This window comes from Capnocytophaga ochracea DSM 7271 (assembly GCF_000023285.1).
GTDB lineage: Bacteria > Bacteroidota > Bacteroidia > Flavobacteriales > Flavobacteriaceae > Capnocytophaga > Capnocytophaga ochracea.
The window spans coordinates 246842-269861 of sequence record NC_013162.1; the positions used below are offsets into that span (position 1 = coordinate 246842).

Annotated in this window: 5 protein-coding genes; 4 read left to right on the forward strand and 1 reads right to left on the reverse strand. The window is 40.3% G+C overall.

Translation table 11 applies throughout. The features are described 5' to 3' along the window. The first annotated feature begins 4 nt into the window (after positions 1–4). The 4 genes from COCH_RS01010 to COCH_RS01030 all read left to right on the forward strand — a co-directional run bounded on the left by COCH_RS01010 (position 5) and on the right by COCH_RS01030 (position 6826). Positions 5–1540: a RagB/SusD family nutrient uptake outer membrane protein gene (locus tag COCH_RS01010; RefSeq protein WP_012796967.1), complete on the forward strand. Its 1536-nt coding sequence runs from the start codon at positions 5–7 to the stop codon at positions 1538–1540. Positions 1541–1710: 170 nt separating this feature from the next. After that, positions 1711–3315 (forward strand): right-handed parallel beta-helix repeat-containing protein, encoded by a 1605-nt coding sequence (locus COCH_RS01015; protein ID WP_455423499.1) that lies wholly within the window; start codon positions 1711–1713, stop codon positions 3313–3315. Between the two features lie 112 nt (positions 3316–3427). Then, complete coding sequence (locus COCH_RS01020) at positions 3428–4873, forward strand: beta-N-acetylhexosaminidase (protein ID WP_012796969.1); 1446 nt, start codon at positions 3428–3430, stop codon at positions 4871–4873. 1191 nt (positions 4874–6064) lie between these two features. Then, positions 6065–6826: an acyl-[acyl-carrier-protein] thioesterase gene (locus COCH_RS01030; protein ID WP_009410646.1), complete on the forward strand. Its 762-nt coding sequence runs from the start codon at positions 6065–6067 to the stop codon at positions 6824–6826. A gap of 76 nt (positions 6827–6902) precedes the next feature. On the opposite strand, the gene COCH_RS01035 is transcribed toward COCH_RS01030, so the two are convergent. Beyond that, positions 6903–22799, reverse strand: coding sequence for a T9SS type B sorting domain-containing protein (locus COCH_RS01035; protein ID WP_012796970.1), 15897 nt, complete (start codon positions 22797–22799; stop codon positions 6903–6905). Positions 22800–23020: the final 221 nt, after the last annotated feature.

Below are 23020 nucleotides of genomic sequence, written 5' to 3' on the forward strand. Positions count from 1 at the left end.
AGATATGAAAAAAATACTGACACTTTTCGTTACAGTGTTGTTATTAACGGCTTGTAATAAAGATTTCTTAGATCTTAATCCAAACGACAGACCTTCTTCTGGTACGTTTTGGAAAACTGAAAGTGACTATAAAATGGCACTCACCGCTTGTTATGGTGCTATGCAACACCCTCACTTTGCGCAAGGTCTTCCTACGTGGGATAACCTTACCGATAATGCTTATGGGCAACATAATGAAGGCCAATATGGTATGACCATTGGGCTATCGCAAGGTAATGTTTATGCCAATTCCGAAGGTTTTGTTAGCAATGTATACACTTATGGTCTCAAAGCTGTAATGCGTGCAAATATCTTCTTGAGAAACTTAGAAGTTTTCTCTGGTATCGATGCCAATACTAAAAAGAGAAATGAAGCCGAAGCTCGTATGATACGCGCTTTCTTCTATTCTTATCTCTACCGCTGTTATGGCGATGTACCTGTTATAAACGAGGTATTAGATTTAAATACCCAGTTCAAAGCCAAAAGTCCTGCTACCGAAGTGTATAACTTCATAATGCAAGACCTCGATTTTGCTATTGCCAACTTGCCTTCTCAACCTTATAGCGTTGAAAAAGGACGTTGGACGAGCAACGCTGCTAAAGCCTTCAAAGCGCGATTGATTTTGTATACCGCCTATGACGACAGTGGTAATGCCATTGCCGCCAAAATGCAAGAAGCAAAAACAGTGTTAGCCTCTATTTCAGGTTATTCATTAGCAACTGATTTCTCCGATAACTTTTTCGATTTAAAACAAGAAAGTTGTCCTGAGATAATGATGTCAGTCAAATATCTTGCTCCCAACAACTATACAAATGCTGATTTATGGTATGGCGATTGGATAGTAGTTTCTCCATTAGCTAACTTTATAAACGAGTTCGAAAATGCCAATGGCACCACCGCTACTGCCGTAGCACAAACTAATGGTAAGATAGATATCAATACTTTCACCAATGCCTCTATGGCAAGTCGTGACCCACGTATGGCAAAGACGATCTTCGTAGATAAGTTCTTGCACCGTGGCGTTTACGTAACACCCAGCAATGCACGTGCTACCAATATAGGATTAGCAAAATTCTTGTCTCCTAACTTAGATGCCCCTTATCAATACTCTACCCAAAGCCAACAAGACTGGGTACTAATGCGTTACGCCGATGTACTCCTAATGAAAGCAGAAGTAGAAAACGAACTTTCAGGAGCCTCTGCCGAAGTGTATAACTATATAAACCAAGTACGCACAAGAGCAGGAATGCCTAATCTACCAGCAGGTCTTTCTAAAGAGAATATGAGAACCCGCATTCGCCACGAACGTCGGGTGGAATTGGCTTTTGAAGGCGAGCGCTATTTCGATCTTAAACGTTGGAAAATTGCCCCTCAAGTGCTCAACAATGTTACTGACGGTATCGTAGCACGTAAGTTTGAATCCAAACACTATCTATGGCCTCTACCTCAATCAGAAATTGATAAAAACAGAGGTATTTTAGTTCAAAATCCTAATTATTAACTTGTAGGGGCGAATTGCATTCGCCCCTACAAAACAAACCTTTTTTAAACAGCCTCTTAACTTATTATCTATTGAAAATAATGAAAACTCTTTCCATTGCCCTATGCACCGCATTGCTATGCTTGGCATCGTGCAAAACAGCCGTTACTACCTCTGCTACACCCGCTCAAATGGAAGTAAGTAGCCATAAACATATCGTCCTTAACAAGGATACCTATCATTTTTATCTCAACCAAACTACCGATAAAGAACTCTACATCTCCAACCACGACCAAACCAATCCCAAAAAAGTAGGACTTTATCTCGAAAACTTAAACGATGTAGTGATTGACGGCAGTAACAGCGAATGGCTCTTTCACGGCACTATCTTGCCTATCGTAGTGAAAAACTGTACCAATATCACTCTTAAAAACTTTTCGATAGACTTTGCAACCCCTCATTTGCGTCAGTTGCACATTACCGAAGTAGATGCAAAAAATAACACGGTAAAAGCCCAACTATACCCCGAAGGAAACTATAAAATCAAGGACGGGAAACTCTTCTTCACTGGCGAAGATTATGAAGAAACTCCCTTTGGAGGTATGATATTCAGAGCTGACAAACGTTTGGCTTATAAGCGAGCTGACGTAAATTTTAACCCTACTAAAATTACCGAAATAGCTCCTAATGAGTTCCGCATCGAAGGCATAGGTGCTAAACCTTATTTGGAAAAAGGAGAGCGTTTTGTATTGCGCACCTACACACGTCCTACACCTGCCATTTTCGTTACTGAAAGCAAGAACGTAAAGTTAGAAAATATAACTGTGCATAACACCCAAGGTATGGGACTCTTAGCGCAACTCACCGAAAATATAACCCTCAACCGCTTTCGCGTAGCTTTAAAAGAAGGCACCGAACGCTATTTCACTACCCAAGCCGATGCAACTCACTTTTCTGCTTGCAAAGGACTCATACGCTCTGAAAACGGACTCTATGAAGGTATGGCTGATGATGCTATTAACGTACACGGCACTTACCTAAAAGTAATAGCTCGTGAAGACAATCACACTATCAAAGCGCAGTATATGCACCCCCAATCGTGGGGATTCCTCTGGGGCAATGTAGGTGATAAAGTGCAGTTCATTGCCTCCAAGACAATGGACGTTATCGGTGATAAAACCTATCGCATTCAAGCTATTAAAGCCGTTGATAAACCTACCGAAGTAGGTGCTAAGATATTTAAAATCACTTTTGATGAAATACTACCTACCGAAGTAAATCCCGATACACCTTGTGGGGTAGAAAACCTTACTTGGACACCTGAGGTGATTTTCAAAAACAATATAGTGCGTAACAATCGGGCTCGTGGGGCACTGTTTAGCACTCCTAAAAAGGTCGTCTGTGCCAATAACACCTTCGACCATACTCACGGCACTGCTATCTTACTCTGTGGCGATTGTAATGGCTGGTATGAAACAGGTGCTTGCCACAATGTTATCATCAAAAACAACCACTTCATCAATGCACTTACCGCTAATTATCAATTTACGAACGCTATCATTTCCATCTATCCCGAAATCCCCAACTTAGAAGCACAACAAAAGTATTTCCATTCTAATATTACTATTGAAAACAATGTGTTTGAAACTTTTGATGAGCCTATTCTCTATGCCAAATCAGTAGAGAATCTCATTTACCGCAATAATAAAATTATCAAAAATCAAGAGTTCAAACCTTTTCATTGGAATAAAGAACGTTTTAAGTTAGAACGCACTAAGAATGTAAAGATTGATTAATGCACCCTAACAGAATATTACCAAAGCCTCTTTTGCATCGCCACAGTTCCCCCTCTTTAAGGGGGAGAGAGGGAAGCATTTATACTTTTATAATCATTCATTTTCTTATATTATGTCTAAACTATTTTACATCTTACTATTTTTAGCCTTACCACTTTCCGCACAAATCAATGTGGTACCACAGCCTAATGAGATAACTTATCATAAGGGTACTTGTCCGATAAGTACCAAAATTACCTATATACAGGATAAGTTCATCAATAATCCCGAAGGCTATCAGCTTATCTTCAAACCTAACCAAATTATCATCAAGTTTGCTACCGAAGCAGGAAAGTTCTATGCCGAACAAACCTTCAACCAACTTGTTTTTGGGGCAGAGGTAACACACAAAAAATCTTTGCCTTGTCTTACCATTACCGATGCGCCTCGTTTTGCTTATCGTGCCTTAATGATTGACCCCGCTCGGCATTACTGGAAGATAGACGATATTAAAAAATACATTGATGTAATGGCTCATTACAAGTTCAATTACTTACATTTGCACCTCACCGACGACCAAGGGTGGCGTATAGAAATCAAGAAATATCCTAAACTCACCGAAATAGGGAGCAAACGTTCCGATTTCGAAGGTTCTAAACGCAATAACGAAGGCTTTTATACCCAAGAGCAAATAAAAGATCTCGTACTATACGCTCTTCAGCGCAACGTACAGTTAGTGCCTGAGTTCGATGTACCAGGTCATAGCGATGCTGCCATAGCTGCTTATCCTTTCCTCAGTTGCAACGATACCCTCATTGGGGTACGCACTACCGCAGGTGTTTCTAAGAATTTGTTGTGTGTAGGCAAAGAAGAAGTCTTTACATTCATCGATGATGTCATTACCGAATTATCAACTATTTTCCCCTCCCCTTATTTTCATATCGGGGGTGATGAAGCCCCTATGGACAAGTGGCTTGAACACTCCCCTACTCTCAAACTCAAACAAAGCCTTCACACTACCAATAACCAACAACTGATGAGTGAGTTTTTCAAAAGGGTAAATCAATCATTAGAGAAAAACCACAAGCGTCCTCTTATTTGGTTAGAGTTAGAAGTCCCCTCCTATCCGAAAAATAGTGTGATGTATCTATGGCGAATGCGTACTACTCCGCAAGTATTGGAGCGCGCTAAAAAAGATAATTTCAAACTGATTTGTTCCCCCGGTGAATACGCCTACTTCGATTATCCACAAGCCAAAAACGATTTGCCTAATGTAGATTGGATGCCTACCCTGACCCTACAACGCGTATATGAATTTAATCCCGCCTTTTCGCTCACAGCCGAAGAAGAAAAGCAATATATTTTAGGAGTTGAAGCTACTTTGTGGGGCGAAAGTGTGAAAGATGTATTCCGCGCTTTTTATATGACCTATCCTCGCGCTTTAGCCTTATCCGAAGCAGGGTGGACAGAGATGCCTAAGCGTGATTGGCAACAATTCACCCAAAAGTTAGACCTCCAATTGCAATATTTGCTACACAAAGGCATTAATTATCGTCTCCCAGTAGAATTGCATCAGTAACCATCTATTAGTAAATGTCAGTTCAATATATATAATACTGATATAAAGTTGTATTTACATTGTAATTTGTGAAATCCAGCAACGCAGTTGCCAATCCGTGTCTATCACATTTGTCAATTATCAATTGTCAATTGGGCTATCCGTGCAATCCGTGTAATCTGTGCGAGACTTTCAGGCAACTTGTTGCCTTTCTCTTTGATTTGTAAAGATTTGTAGTTTTTTTATAGCGTAAGCTACACTTTTCTTACCTCAATATATAATATTATTTTTAAATTGCCTGTCGCACTACGACGACCTAACTCCTCTGAGCTTCTCCTAAAACTCCTACGAACCTCCGCCAGTGTACCTCTCACTTTTCCGTCATTATATTCCCCTTCGAAGATAGCCAGACACAGCTGAGTATTTGCCTTACAAGAGCGGAGTATGTGTAAGGGGGGAGGTTTCCTCCGCTTTTCCGTTCCTACATTCCCCCCTTTGAAGGTAGCCAGCGACAGCTGGGTATGTGTAAAGGGGGATGTTATCTCCTAGTGCCTATGGCCTAAGGCCTAGTGCCTCTTCCTCTTTCTTTCGTCTCGAAACCCTGTTTTTAACATTTTTAGCACTGTTGTATTATATTATGAATCAACTATTTATATACCCTTTCTATACCAATCGTCCAAGATTCGTATAAGCTTCCTATAAGCTCTCTATAAGCTAACCCCACCCTCCTTACACCCTTTTTTCACCAAAATTCCTCTCAACCTTCTTCTGAAATCTTCCGTTTCCTTCCGATAGCTCAGATGTGTCACTTTTAGGAGTAAACACTTTGCCAAAGTTAATCGCCCGTCGTGCTACGACTGCCTGTGCGGCTCGCACCTTTGGCAAAGTTAATTATTAGTATTTCTGGCATTCTCTCATTCTCTCATTCTCTCATTCTCTCATTCTCTCATTCTCTCATTCTCTCATTCTCTCATTTCCTCATTCTCTCATTTCCTCATTTCCCCATTTTCTAATTTCCTCATTTTCTCATTTTTCCCCGCTCGTATGGCTCACACACCTATTTTATTTCAATTTCTGTACCGTCAGAGGTACAATTCTTTTTTAAAGAAAATTTTGTGCGTTTGCTCTATTCTGTCCCATAAAAAGTAAGTAAATAGAAAATAGTTTTATATCTTTGCATATTCAAAAATAAATTATCATTAAAAGTATATTATGGAAGATAAAACAATTTTCACCGAAACTTATAAAGTGCGCAGCACACAAGTAAACCTTAACAATCAACTCGGGTTATATGGCGTATTAGGTATGTTGCAAGATATCGCTGCCGAACACGCTTCACTTTTAGGGTTCGGTTATGAAGAGTTAGTAAAAAAAGGATTCTTTTGGGCACTCATACAGCAAAAACTAAAAATGCACTATTGGCCTCAATGGAATGAACGTATCACCGTCAAAACGTGGTCTCTCCCTGTAAAAGGAGTGTATGCTTTTCGCGAATTCGAACTTTTTTGCAACGACCAAAAAATAGGTGAATGTGCTAGTACTTGGATTACCTTAGATATTCAGACACGTCGCCCCATTGAGCTTACTGACCGCCAAGAAATCTTCTCTCCTCGTACCGAAGGCGGACTCTCTTTCCATACCGACCGTATCAATCTCCCCGAAGGTATGTATCAAGTAAACGATTTTAAAGTGCGTGTAAGCGATTTAGATGTCAATTCACACGTAAATAATGTAAAATACACTCAGTGGGCACTCGATATGATGACAGAGCGCAACCATCGCGAGTTTGTTATTAAAGAATATGATATCAATTTCTTATCCGAAACTTTTATGGGAGACGAAATGCAAGGATTTAAAAGCAAAGGTAAATACATCGACGATGCTCATAACTTGGTAGAAACTTATCTGTACGCACAAAAAATAGGTGCTCCTAAACCTGCGTTCATATCTCGCTGGATTGCTGAACGAATTTAAACTATTTATTACTTTTAATAAAAAACCCCTGCGAAGTTTCCTTCGCAGGGGTTTTATTTATTATAGATATTACTTACTATCTATACAATGTGAAGTGACCCATATATTCTCGTGCATCTTCACCGTCTTCGTGAGTCTTCAAGACGTACCAGTAGTCACCCGCTGGTAATTCTTTACCGTCATAACGTCCGTCCCATTTTTGTCCTGAACGCAACGTTGTGATATAACGTCCGTAGCGGTCGTAGATATCTACAGTCAAGTTTGGATAACTGCGGAATCTATCAGGATCCCAACCATCGTTGCTACCATCATCATTCGGTGTAAAGAAGTTAGGTGGTACTGACTTCATAAACTCTTTCTCGATGCGCAAGTCGGCTTCACAACCATTTGCATCTTGTACAGTAGCGGTTACCACTTTGTATACTCTTCCGTTTACTATACGGCTGGTTGGGTCAGTAGGTTTAAGAGTATACTCATTGCTTCCATTTTCGTAACTTCCGTTAAAGTAGTAAGTGTATGGAGGATTACCTCCTCTTGCTTCTACTTTTATAAGGTTCAATTCACGTGGGTCGCTCTTGTCTTTCAATTCCAATCCTGGGTAACGTTCTATATCAAAACGTTGTGCAATAGTTTCCTGACAAGTAGATGCTACACCTGCTCCGCGATAGAATACAGTTATATATTGGTTCGTTCCTGGTTCAATAGGAGCTGTCTTAGCTCTATTACCGTCAAACGATTCAAATGGTCTCGCATCACGCGCATCAGTACTATTGATAGCATAGCTTGTATTGCTTCGTGTGAGTGCACCGTCCAAATTGTTGAACGTTAGCATCAAGTAACCTGTCGTCCAAGTAGTAGAAACAGTAGAACAGTTAAAGCCTTTTTCAAAAGTAGCATTGATGCTTGGTGCAGCGGCTACTGTTATTTCTAAGGTTTGTGAACAGATACCAGAGTCACCATATTCTAATTGGTATCTACCTGGTGCTATTCCTGTTCTAGATACTACTGTACCTGTTGCTACACTGCTTGAAGTTCCTATCACATTACCTGATGGGTCTTTCAACGTATAGTTGTATGGTGCACGTCCACCTGTGAATCGGAAGCTTAGAGCTCCGTCATTAGTGCCGTAGCAAGTTTCTGTTACGGTGCTTGCGTGAGCTATCAACTGTTCAGGTTCTACAATGGTAAAGGTGCGTTCTACTTCACAGCCTATCACATTGTCTTTCACCTTCACAATATATTGTCCTTTTGGCAAGTTAGTGAACTTATTAGTTCCATCAAAAGTTCCTGCCTCTGGTGAGATAGTAAATGTATAGCTTCCTGTACCACCTGTGGTTGCATAAGTAATCGTACCATCATTCACACCATAACAACTCATATCAGTTTTAGTAGACGATACTGTAAGATTTGTATAAGCTTCTACATCTACCGTTATAGTACGTGTACAACCGTTATTATGTGCTATGGTAACAGTATGAGTACCTGGTGTTACTATAAAGCGTCCTGAAGCTTGTGGTGCTCCTCCATCTATACTATATGATACATATCCTGCATATTTTGAATTAGAAGAAGCTACAATAGTATTCACTACGGTATTATTACCACAACTGTACTCTACGGTAGCAGTAGCTTGTAAGTCTACCCCTTCCTTGATTGTTACCGATACTTCGGTAGTACAGCTTCGAGCGTCTTTCACGTAGATAGTGTAAGTACCAGAAGCTAATCCCGTATAGAGGGTCTTGCCTACTGTCCAAGTTACATTATCTATTGAAGTACTGTAAGAAGCAGTTCCTCCTTTGATAGTGATAGATACTGTACCATCATTACCACCTTTACATACCTCATCAGTTATCTTGTCTATTGAAGCCTCTAATAAAGTAGGTTCTTTAATTTCAAAGGTAGTATCAGTATAGCAACCATTTTCATCTTGAGCTCTTACAATATAGTTACCTCTTGCTAATTTAGTGAAGTAACCACTATCTACAAATCGGTCTAATCGTGGACTGATAGCGTAAAGGATTCTTCCTGTACCTCCTGTTACGGTTACCGAAATAGTACCATCGGCTTCACCATTACAGCTAATATCAGTACTTGCAGTAGCTACTGAAAGTGGTCCTGCCTCTCCAATATTTATAACTGTACTAGTTTGTACACAGTCTACACTAATTACTTCCACTTGGTAAGTACCAGAAGACAAACCTCCAAATGCCCAATCAGTAGCATTTTCTTGGGTGGCAGTAGCTGTTTGTGCTACACCTCCTTTATACAATTTGTATTGGTAATTACCCAAAGCGCCAGTGGCTGAGAAAGTAATCTTAGCTGTACTATCTCCATTACATTTTACATATGCCTCAGAAGTATCTACGTGTAATTGTAATGGTTGTAATGCTTCTATCGTTATCTTGTTAGACAACTTCGATTGACAACCGTGGCTATCTATCACATAGAACTCGTACTCTCCTACTCCTGCTTGAGTGCTATTTCCTGTAAGTGTTGTAGTAGTTGTACCGTTGGCTACCATATAGTAAGTATAACCTGGAGTACCACCTGTTACAGTAATTGAAATAGTAGCTTGTTGCAAGCAAGTAAGCGGTTTAGCAATTGAGGCAGTTACCTTCATTTCACGAGGTTCATCAATGGTTACTGGAATAGTAACATCACAACCCCAACCATCTATAATCTTCACGTTATATGAACCTGCATATAGGTTAGTGAAAGTAGTGCTAGTTTGTGCACCTCCTATTTGTGCACCTCCCACATTCCACAATTCGTAAGCGTAATTACCACTTCCTCCTGTTGGGCTCACCACTGTTATTACTCCTGTTCTATCGTTGAAGCAATTCAAAACAGTAGTTGGTGATATGCTTGCCGAAATAGGTGCTGGTGGTGCCATTACTACATTAGTAGTAGTTGAACAACCTCCTCGGTCTGTTACTTCTACCGTATAGGTATTGGCAGTCAATCCTTCAAATAAGGTAGTGGTGGTATAGGTACCATAAGTAGCGTGAGGAGTTCCTCCCACTAACAAGCGGTATTGATAATCACCCCAACCTCCTGTTACATCTATACTGAAGGCACCTTTATTATCATTAGGTTCACAAGTGATGCGATTTGTAATAGTAGGACTCACTGTCAAAGCTCGTGTAGGAGCCGATACCATCACCGAAGTAGTGGTTACTGTACAGTATGGTGATTGTGTTTCCACTACTCTTATCACATATGTTCCTGCCGATAAACCTGCAATTACCTCTCTTCTCTCAGTAGCCGCATTTGCTTGTACAGTTCCTGTTATTCCTGTTGGAGCTAAGGTAGTCGCATCAAGCACTTGATAGTTATAAATACCTTGATAACCTTTTACAGTAAGGGTAATCTCACCATCATTGCCTCCTACGCACGATACTGGTTTGGTTTGTGCAGCAGTTACTTCTATATCGCTGAAATCTATAACCGTATGCGATGCGGTAGCATAACAACCTGTTTCAAGGTCTATTACTTTCATTTCATAGTAACCAGGTGTATTAAAGCCTATATTAGCTGTGTTCACTCCTGCGGTAAGCGTTTGTGTACTTGGGATAGCCACTCCAGCTCCTGTAGAGGTTACTTCTATACGATATCCTTTGTTATTACCTCCATTAATAGTTAAGGTAATACTTTCGGTAGCGTTACAGCTTATTTGGCTTGTTCGGTTCACATCAATACTAGTAATGCGTTTTAATGGCGGTATTACTAATGGGTTCGCACTGTTATCAGCTTGACAACCGTTCGCATCGCGTATATACACTATTACTGTTTGAGTGTGAGTACCATTGCTAGTTACACTGTATACTCCTGTATGGTTCACCCAACCTGAGGTAGTAGTAGAGGTACCGTCAAACACTTCAAAGTTGAAAGTATAAGTACCTGTTCCACCGCGACCTGTTGCTTGAATGATAGCTTGTTGTGCATTATTATTGGCGTCACATTTGAAGTGTGTAGTCACCGTTGTACTGCTTACTACCAATTCATCTGGTTTACCAATAGTAATTACCTGAGTTGCAGTACAATTGCGTGATGAGGTAAGCGTTACTGTATATACACCTGCTGGCATTGCATCAAATTCAATATCTTTAGGTGTTACGTTCACCGTTTCACTGCGGAGAGTTCCTCCTGCTCCTGCAATATTAATTTGGTAATCGGTTTGTATTTGTGTACCTGGTATGGTAATCACAAGTCGTCCGTTGCTTGCACCGTGACAAGTTACCGCCGTAGTGGTATAAGTAAAGTTCACAGGCATAGCATCTGTTACGTCTATATCAGCACCTGTTACGGTAGCACAACCTGTAGTAAGGTCAGCAATTGATACTTTATAAACACCTGCACCTACATTTGTAAATATACCTGTATTATTTACTTGTGGAGTACCTCCAGCATTATTAGTTAAAGTATAACGCAAGTTTGTTGAACCTCCTTGGTGAGTTACTGATAAAGTAGCTCCTGTTGCAGGATTACAAGTAATTTGCTTGATAAATACTACTCCTATACTTGCACTATCAATTGGGTCATACAAAGTCACCGATTGAGTAAGGGTAGCGGTACAACCCCAAGTATCACTGATAGCTACTTGGTAAGTACCTGCTCCTAAGCCTGTAAATACAGTACTTGTTTGTGTATCTCCTTGTAACACTCCATTTCTAATGAGTTGGAAAGTATAATTGCGTCCTTCACCACCTGTTACATTCTGTACAGTTATTTCTCCTGAGTTAGGTGTACAGTTTTGTGCTGTAATAGATAGAGTACCTATAATGTTATTAGGATTAGCAAGTACCACTGTCGAGCTAAGCGTTACCATACAACCTCCTCTATCGCGTATAGCTACGTGGTAAGTGCCCGCTGTTAAGCCTGTAAACACATTAGTGTCTGACCATACAGCACTTGTTGGAGTAGGTGGTGTAGTACTTACATAGTACTGATATCCACCCCAACCGCCTGTAGCATTGGTAATCTCTATTTCACCATTATCATAATTTGGTGCACTTAAACAAGTGATAGACTGAACACTAATACTTGCTGTAAGAGCAACGTCAGCTTCTGATATATTAAAGGTATAAGTTTGTACGCAACCTGTACCACTACTTGTTACTGTCATTGTATAAGTAGCTGATTTCAAACCTGTAATTGTAAAGATAGGATTAGCTCCTGATACAGCTGGTACTGTAGGTGGTGTTACTCCTCCTGAAGCTATTAAGTTCACAGTATAGTTATGTGTGCTTACTGTATTACTCAATGTGAAGGTAGCTATACCATCGTTATTGCCTTTACAAGTAACATTCTTAATTTGTGGATTCACAATGCGGAACGTATTTGGATCTGGTGCTACATACAATGCTTTCACTACACAATCTGTACCTGCGTGACCTATCCAGAACGTATAAGTTTGCTTAGGATTTACAGAGAACACATTATTTGTTGTCCAAGGTGCTCCTGCACTTGGTGGTACAGTAGGCTGATTAACTCCCATATAGTAACGCAATTCACTTTGTGTAAGTGGAGGCATACCTGGTGCAGCTACTATATCCACTTTCACTTGTATTGGAGCGTTACAAGTTGGTGTTCCTTGTACGGTTACACTCACTTGTTCTGGGTCTAATGCCTCAAAAGGTTTAATCATTTGGGTAGTAGTAGTAGCACAGCCATTCATATCGGTAGCCGTAATGGTTACTATTCCACCGCGAATGTCTCCCACCGTGAAAGTATTGCCTGTACTAGTGATAGTACCTGCAGGGCTTGTATATACAAATTCTACTGTATATGGTGGGGTACCTCCACTGATAGCTCCATTAGGTACACTAATAGTAGCTTGCTGTGCTGTACCACTCGCTGTACAAGCAAACTGTTGTGTCACAATTTGTGTACTGCTAATAGTTACTGGTTTAGGTTCTGCAACTGTTACTGTATAAACTGCTTGACAGCCATTAGCATCTACTGTAATTGTGTACACGCCTGCTTTCAAATTACTGTAAGTTCTTGTAGCAGCTGCCCAAAGAGGTGTAGAACCAGCAGGACCTACAATAGGTACATTCGTATAGTTAAATGTTCCTATAGTAGCGTTCTTCTCAGTGATGTAAATCTCACCATCATTACCTCCACTACAAGTTACTGATTTCACTGCAGTTTCTATTTGTGGTAACTCTGCTGGCAACACGGTTATAGTCTTAGTAAAGGTGTTGCAACCTGCTGAGGCATTAACATCAGTTACTGTTACGGTATAAACACCTGCTGTAGTGATATTATTTACTTTAGCCTCATATTTACCACTCACTTGTGGGATAGCTGTAGAAGCTACTGTATAACCTGCAGGACCTGTAATAGCATAAGTGTAGTTACCAGTTCCTCTGTCTACTTTTATAGTAATTTCAGCATTTCCTGTCGCACCACAACCTAAGGCTTTAGTAAGTGATGCTTCAGCTTCTAAGTTGGCAGTAACGGTATAGGTAAGTGTTGCTATACAGCCTGTTGCCTTATCGCGGATTTGCAAGTCGTAAGCACCTGCTACCAAGTTGCCAAAAGTAGGACTTGCTTGGTAATCCAAACCACCATCTATTGAGTATTCATAACCGTTGAGTTCTGCTCCTGTAGCCGAAGTACCAGAGCCTGCTGGTGCTTTCGCTTGTGGTTCAATAGTCAAACTGATAGAACCATTCACACAACCCATTAGTTTGACTTTATTAATCTTAGGTGCTGGCTGTACTGTAAGGGTATGAGTACCGAGATCTGCACTACAACCAAATTGGTCTTCCATTGTTAACTTCACAGCGAACGAATATGGTAAAGCTGGGTTAACAGGCATTGGTGGAGTTGCTATATTATCCTTAATAATCTGTACTCTTGAGTTTCCTGTTGCTATTGGCACCGTAAAGCTTACACCTGGAGTTACAGGAGTTACTTTATATGTATAAGTACCTCCACCTCCTGATGGATTCAACACTTCTAATACACCATTGCTATCACAAGTAATTTGCGTACTTGCTGATACGGTAGCAGTAAGAGTACCTAACTCTCTAATATGAGCATCACGACTACCCCATACACAAGTACCTTCTGTTACTACCACATAGTAAGTCTTGTTAGGTGCTAAGCTATGAGGTCCTGCTGGGGTAACGTTCGTAGCATCATTACCTGGTGCTGGCATTACAGCAGTACCACTCACAATTGGATTACCTAAACCTGCTCCTGGTGTTTTTTCATATAACACCCAAGTAAGTGGTGTACCCGCTGGAGAACCTCCTGTGTATTGTGACTCACGGTGGATTCTAAAGGTAGCTTGTCCTTGACCTCCGTGACAAGCAGGTTGTGGCGAAACAATCACTGTCATTGCCGGTGTAGCTACATTAGCATAAATATCACCAGTAAATTCAGTTTCACAATTATTTGCATCTATCACTCCAAAAGTATAAGTCCTTCCTACTATCAAGTTAGTAAAGACATAGGTTCCTGACGGAGTAGGTGCTGACCAAGCTCCTCCATTTACATTATATCGGAATGGAGGATTACCTGTACTCACAGTTACTGTAGCAGTAAAGTAAGTCTTACCTGCTGTAATACAACCTAAGCGGAAATCTCCTATATCAGTAGTTACACTCACTGTTCCTAACGGACGTGGCACTACATAATCTATTGCACTTGTACTACAAATATCGGAACCTCCTAATGCTGGACGAGTAGCAAAACGCACCCGTACTGTTTTACCCGGCTCAGTCACCCCTGATATAGGTGCTGAAGTATATGGGTTGGTTGGCATTGGATGCCAAGTACCTCCATTATAGTTATAATATATTTGGTTACCTCCTGCTCTATAAGCATTCCACGCCTCGTTAGACATTGTAAGAGTAAGAGATACTGCTTGACCTGCTGTGATACAATCTCCTGGGCTAGATGGTACCGTAATGCTAGCAGTAAGCGCTGGCATATCTTGCAAGGTAACATTTTTGCTTGCACTACAACCGTAACGGTCGGTTACAGTAATAGAGTAAGCTCCTGCCACCAAGTTGTCAATTGTATAAGTATTAGTTGCAATACCTGTGAAAGTAGCAATTACTGGAGTACCTGTATTACCGTAACGTACGGTAAAGTTAGCATCACCGGTAATATGCTTCACTACTATCTTACCGTTACCTGAACCCTGACAAGTAGGTGTTATCGTTTCAGTATCGAAGGTAACAGCTGGTGCTTTGCGTACCCCCACTTCGTGACGTTTCACGCAACGATCAGACTTCACAAATACAGTATAAGTCTGTACTGAACCTGTGATAGTAGGTACATTGTAAGTATTGGTAGTTCCAAAAGTTCCTGCTGTAACAGTAGTTACTGAACCTTGTGCAAAAGCATAGGTATAATTACCATCTCCTCCTGTTGCAGTTACTTCTATCTTACCTGGCACACAACTTTCGTTAGTTACCTTCACACTGGTGTTCAAAGTAGGACGAATAACAATATTCTGTACTGCACTACAACCGTATTGGTCAGTAACGGTTACTCTATAGCTTCCTTGAGTAAGTCCTGTAAAAGTGTGAGCAGTAACTCCCGTTGCTAAAGTTACAGGAGTACCATTGTTCAATTTCGCTTTATAACCACCATTACCTCCATTTATTTTCACGGTTACCTCACCTGTATTACCTCCTTCGTAGCAATCAGTAGCCGAAAGGGTAAAGTTTACAGCTTGTGGGGTAGGTATATTCAAGTTGCTTGCTAAAGTAGCCTCACAACCATTCTTATCAATTACCTTAAAGTTTACACTTCCTGCAGGTATATTGCTAAAAATAGGTGTAGTTTGTGTCCTACCTGCTCCACCTCCTACTGTATACTGATAACGATAAGGTGGTACACCTCCATTTGCTATAAGGGTTACACGTGCTTGTTGTCCGTTAGAACACATTGCAGGTTCAGTAATAGTAGCACTAAGAGTAAGCTGAGTAGGTTGTGTGATAGTAACTGTACGAGTTACTTTACAGTTACCACTGTGATTAAATTCTATGATGTGATTACCTACTGATAGGTTAGGGATTACTATAGTACCCGCTGTTTGGTTTGAGAAAATAGGAGCTCCTCCATCTACTACTACATTATAATTACCAGCGCCTATGTTTTGTACCTTAAAGGTTACTTTTGCTGTTCCCGTTGCATAACAAGTTACATCTGTCTTAGCTGTCATTTCTGCCTTAAACTCTCTATCACCTGGTATGGTAATAACCTTAGTCATTTCTTGCCAGCACACATCTGGTCTTTGGTATACAAATATATCATCCACCAAAAAGTCACAGCCCCAATCAGCCCAGCTATTAGTACGTATTTCTACTCTTATAGAAGTAGCTCCTTTAGGATCTAACTCTCCTTCAAATTTCACCCAGTTATTAGGATCGTTGTGGTGTGCTAATTTACCTGAATTCTTAAAGTCTAACACTTGATTATTAGCCTTGTTCACCAAGCGTATTTGTACGTCTGGTTCTTGAGCTCCTTTATAAGGTTTAAACAAGTTATATAAGTACATCTCGTATTGTACTTTCCTATGAGGGTCTATATCATTTACATCTTTCCAATACAATACGTCTTGGTTTCTTACATTTCCTATATCCACTATCAAGAAAAGATCTTCAGGATTTCCTGAACGTGGGTTTGGATGCGTCCATATACCTGGTACACCCGCACGGTCTACATCCCCTATTGATATAAATCGAGAGTTCTTATTACCCACTACATAGTGTCCTGGACCTGCTGGAAAAGTAATAGATGGAGCACAGGTCAAGAAGGGTGATATATTAGGAATACACTTATCTTTTTTACCAGTACCAAAATCTTCTTTTATAATAGCATTACTTGGCGATTGGTTCAAATCTCTATAACGTACCGTTACGGTATAAGTTCCCGGTGCTAAGCCTGCAATATTAGCAATTCTACCTTTTGCCTTTTTACCATCTACTTCATACTCATAGTCGTAAGAGGTAGGTGATGAAGTCTTAAACTGTACAGTAGCTTTACCGTTACAATCAAAGTCCGTAGCAGTATAGGTAAATCCTGCTGGTTCTGGAATAACGGGGTCTACGGTTACTTGCAATGGCAATTCACAACCTCTCGCATCTTTTATATAAACGGTATGTCTACCCGCTGGTAACCAACCTTCTGATGAAGAAGTATAGTTACCATCATATTTATACGAATATGGAGGCTGACCACCCGATACGTTAGTAAACTTAATCTTTGCTTTACCTGCTGTAGGTCCTGTTTTACCACAACCTATAAGCTCTGCTACACCTACAAATCCTTTAAGTTCAGAGGGCGCATCACTAATATTTCGTGTTGTCTCATACGTACAGTTATTTGCATCTACTACTTTTACAGTATAAGAACCTGGTCGCAAGTTTTTAAATTCTTTTGAAGTACCTCCTCCTAGGTTATTACCATTTAGGTAGAAAGTAAATGGTGCTTTACCACCTGTTACAACTACAGATATAGAACCATTATTAGTACCTTTACATAATACGTCAGTAGAGGTTACATTAGCAGTTACAGCTGCTGGTGCTCTAAGTGTAGCCGAAGATTCTACCCTACAATTATTGCTGTCAAGTACTACTATCTTATAAGTACCTACCTGAGCAGTTTCATATACTACGGTATTATTAGCTGGTACAGGAGTTTTTCCTACTACGATACCTCCACCTACTTTTTCTACAGTATAAGTATAAGGCGTTGTACCTCCTTTTACTTTCAAGGTAATTCTTCCCTTGCGTTCATTTTCATTTCTTCCACAGGCAATATCCTTGGCTACTTGTGCTCCTGAGCCATCTATAACTACAGGAGTTGTTAAAGCCTTACTATAAGTAGCGGTACAACCATATTTATCTATAACAGTGAAAGTATGGTTGCCTACTCCTAAACCTGTGAATGTATATTTAGTACCATTTTGGGTTGCCTTAGTCACTCCGTTGAGTTGGAATGTATAAGGCGCATTATTTCCTCCTCCTGCTACTGTCACTTCTACCTCTACTTTTGCTTGTGAAGTAGCAGCTGTACAGAAGTCGTTAGCTGTACCCGAAGTACCTCTCAAACTAATAGTATTCGGACTCACCACATTGAAAGTAGCGTCTTTAGTACAGTTATTAGTATCTTTCACTACCACCCTGTAAGTACCTGCTTGTGTAATTACAAACTTAGGATTGTTAGAACCCGTTATTCTTGTAGCACCTCTATATAGCTCATAACTATAAGGAGCACTACCGCCATTGGCAGTAACAGTTACCTCTACACGTGATGGGTTACAACCTATCAATACATTGTTAGGTACTGAAACAGTAATAGCTACGGGGTTAGCAATATTGAAAGTACGTGTTGCCTCACAATTAGGATTATTTTGTTCTGCACGTATTTTCACGGTATGAGCACCCGCAGGTATGTTATCCCATCTGAAAGGATTACCTGTGGTAGCTACAAAACTACCTGTTCCATCTTTTTGTACGTAATAGGTAGTAGGGGCATTTTTCAAGCCTATTTGGTAACTACCTTGCTCTCCATTACATTTAGGTTGCGTAATCTTTTCAGTAGCAGGGTCTACGTCGAAAGCCTTGTCGTTAGCAATTGTTACAGTAGTTGTATAGGTAAAGCCGCAAGCCTTTGGCTCTTGGTAGAGGTAGATATCGTCTACAACCAAGTCATTACCGCTTTCTATCAAACTATAAGAACGTACAACTGCTATAAGTTTAGTATGATTTCCTGGGTTTAATGGTCTTGGCCTTACTGTCCAATCATCTGCATCACGAGCTCCTCTAATAGGTGGTGTAATGCGATAGCTATCCAAAGGTGTTCGGGCATCTATAGCTGCTTGGTCAGTATAAAGTTCTATCGCAATATCCGGAGCTCCCACAGGATAACGAGGGTCATTAAATCTCAACATATTCATCAAAGCTATTGAGAAAATAACCTCTTTACCTGGAATCAAATCCTCTATGGGTCTCTGATAAAGTATTGCCCCCTCTTGTCCTAAGATTTTACCAATATTTACAAAGAGCATACGTCCATTAGCCAATCCTGTGTGGTCATTAGGTTGCATCCAAGCAGGATTATTAGGATTTAGTCTTTGTGATACTACGTATTCACCATCAGCAACGTATGGGCCTTCAGGGTTTACGCCACTAGGCCAAGGTTGCCCATAACCGTTTCTAGGCATTGAACCATTTTGTAATTCAAGATAGTATTTCTTGTTAATATATTCATTACCACCATTGCGCCCTGTACCGAAGTCCTCAAAAAAGAGTACGTTTTTGGTAAGAGGATTCGTATCTGCATACTCAATAGTAATAGTATGTACGCCTGGTGCAAGATTCTTAAAGTTATTATCGGTTGTAGGCTGACCGTCTACGTAATATTTATATTTGTAATCATTTTTGTTATTAGTAATCGTAAGAGAACCGCGTCCTTGGCAGTCGTAAGTAATTTGTGAAGGAGTAAAGGTTGGTTCTGGAATTCTTGGGGCTACAGTTACCTTTATGTTTTCACGAGTACAACCTATCGCATCGCGTACTGCCATATTATAGGTGCCTGGTAACATCCATTTTTTCATATCGGTAGTCCAGTTACCATCACCAAAGTTAAATTCATAAGGTTTTTGCCCACCTTGTACGTTCGAGAAACGAACGAGGGCTTTACCGGCATTAACTCCTGTGTCACAACCTACCAATTCTTCTACCCCTGCTGAAGCAATAAGGTTACCTCCCACAAAAGTAGGAATAGTAATAGTGGCACCTGTAACTGTACATAAAGCTCCTGCTCCTCCGTTACCATAGCGTAATACAGGAGTATAGTTTCTTCCCGTCTGTAAGTTCGGAAAGTCTCGCCCTGATTGGAAGTTCACTCCGTCTATACTGTATTGTAATACGTTATAGCTGGAAGCATTAGTAGGTTCATTAATAGTTATCTTTGCTCTATCACCACAGTTTTGTACGGTATAGTTGGCTGTGATAGCAGGTGTAGGCAAAGTATTCACAGTAGCCGAAGCTTCAGCAATACAGCCGTTGTCGTCTATCACCTTAAAGTTTTTCACCCCTGCAGTAGTAAAGGTAAAGTCGTAATAACTATTTGCGAAGTTATTTTGGTAGGAAGCTCCTCCATCGTTACTATAGCCATAGCCATTAGGTCTGTTAGTCTTTCCTCCCTCAGCAGTTACACGCACTATAGCACTGCCACAGCTCAAGTGTCGCAATACCGAAGCCGTAGCTTTAAGGTCTGGCACTTTATCAATACGCACACTAGTAGTAAATTTACAACCATCTGGGCTCGTTACCTCTATATAGTAATTACCAGCAGTAAACTGGTTAGTAATATTTAAGTCGGTAGTATTGGTAACCGTAGTATAAGCCACTCCACCTGTAGCGTTGTTATTGCGAATAGTATAAGTAAAAGGTGGATAAGGGTTACCGCTAAGTTGTACGCGTATACCTCCCTTACTGGTACTGCAAGCCATAGGTGTAACGCTGGCAGTCATCGCAGGAGTTCGTTTGTTTATTTGTATTGATTTCTCAAAAATACAAGGTTGTGTAGTAATGGTAGTAGTAAGTACTTGGCGTACGTACACGGTATAGTTGTCTGGAGTTACTATATCAAATACATTACTGCTTTGATAGGTTTTCACCCAGCCAGTAGAACCTGTTTTCTTCAAACCGTATTCATATCCTGCTGGCACCCCATTCACAGTAATACTACCGTTTTTATTACAAATAAGGTCTCGACCTACCAATTGTGGGTCTACATTGTTTTTGGTAATACGGAAATAGTAATAAGGCGACACACAGTTGCCATAAGTAACTACCAAACGGTATACTCCTTCATCTCGCAAAGTAATGTCTCCACTATTTCCTATATCTGTCCAGTTACAGTTATAGTTGTCGTTAGAAGGTGGACATTCTTTGCTTAGGGTAGGTGGTAAAGCTCCACAAGAGCCCAATTTTTGCCACTGATAAGCTGTAGCCCCAGTAATTTTAAGACTTACAGGCACTGTTGTACTACCCCCGCACAAATACACTTGTGGATACTCAGTACCCCCTGTATCTGCACAGATGTACACCTCACCATTTAGTTTCCCTTTCGAAAGCAAATCTTTAATAGGATGTACTGCATTAGCATAAGCATTAGGGTTCACAGTGTGCTCTTCGTACATTGTAGCACAACCTGCTTTAGTCTTCGTTACTTTATACACACCTGGTTCACTTACTACTAAGGTGCGTGAATTACCTCCTATAGTACCTCCGCCTACTTTTTCCCATTTGTAAGAGTCAAAGTTAGCTCCTGCCTCCAAGGTAACCGTGCGCTCGCACAATACCGTAGTAGCTTTAAACATACAGTTGGTAAAATCAAGGTTTACAATAAAGTTAGACGGTCCTTCTACCCCACCGTTACAAGCTGTAAATTGTGTATTGAAGCTACCTGCTGTTAAGGGTGTCGATGGGTTAGACACTCCTTTATAGCTTGCTGAGGCTCTATTCTCTACTACATTAGAACACGCATCACGCCATTTGTTACAGTCGTTCACTACTTTTATACCAAAAGAAAGTTCCTGTACGGTACTTCCTTTCTTCACTAAACTCTCAGGAATATTAAATGTAAGTTTACGAGAGGCTGGTATATAAGTATAGCTTACCCCTGATGGCTTCGAAATATTTGCTGTTGTAGCATCAAAATCTTGTAAGTTTACAGGAAGTATATCAGTAATCTGTACATCTTTAGCATCGTCATTCCCTATATTTTGGAAACGTATTTTATAACGTAACGACTGACCCATTTGCACATTTTGCCCTGTAATATCGGCACCTGCACTGCTGAGCACGCGTTTCTCCATTACAATATGGGGTGCTATCACTTCCACGTTAAAAGCAAACATAAAAGGATAGTAAGAATCACCATTTGTAGTAGGTTTAAAAGAAGCAGAAGTATCGTTGTTAGTTAAAAAAGTTTTACCACTATTAGCCAACTCAAAAATACCCGCATCAAACCCTAATAAGTTGGTAGAAGCAGGTCGGCGGTTCGTGTTAGCACCATTTTCATTGGTGATAGTACTATTAAAGAAGTTATCAGAAGGTCGACCAGGTACTGTAAGTGCTTCGTAAACACCATCTCTTCTTCTCATTGTGAGCTGGTCTCCTTCAATTCCTAACTCACCTTCCAAAGCTGCAAAGCCTATCTTAGCCTTTACAGGTCCGGTAGGTACAGTTTTAAACCCTGATATGTTAATAGTAGGGTTATTATCCTTATTTCTTAAATTTATTACTGAAAAACCATCGAATACCGTAATATTACGGGCTTCACGGGTCAAGTCCTCATATACTATTACAAGCGTCCATCCAGCTGCATAACCTACACCTGTAGATTCTGTACCATTAGGTGCTTGTATATTCCCTACAGTATAGGTATTAGCAATAGTACCATTGAGATAATTGGTCACCTCGGCACGGTATACATAGGCACGTTGAGCTCTATAATTATCTCCAAAGGTACTCACTATATCATTACCATCATATACACGCTCCCCTACCAAATCACGATAAGCTCCCGAACCTACTTTAAATTTTACGTTCGCAAACTTACTTCTCTCTAAGCGAGGATTCGTTTGGTTGGCAAGTCTCTCTTCGGTATAAGCAGCTGCCCAATAGAGGTACGCCCTCACTACCTTTTTACAAGTAGAGGCAGGATTAGGGTCGGGCACAGTTGCCGAACTCGAGTTAAACACCCCCGACTCAGGCACCACATTGATATACTTCATCTCAATGCGTGAATTATCAGCGTGCGTACCTGTATAGTCTTGATTGCCCTGTGGACTAAGAATAGTATTCCCAACCACAATCATATCCCCCTTTACAGTACCTTGGTAACGAATACTAAAAGGAATATAATTCTGCCCAAAGGCAACTGAGAGAGTCGCCCAAAAGAAACATTGTAATAGTAATAACTTTTTCATATGGAAGTTATGTTTGTATTTATGCTATTGCAGTATAGCAATAGTGAAATTATTAATATTGTTGCTTGAAATCTTATAATATATAAAGGTGCCTCATATATCTTTTTGTATAATAGTTACACCTCTCTCTTCAAACGCAAAAGTAAGATATTTATTTTATATAATATACTCCACACAAATATTTAACATTATTTAACACAGTAGTATACAATGTAAATTAC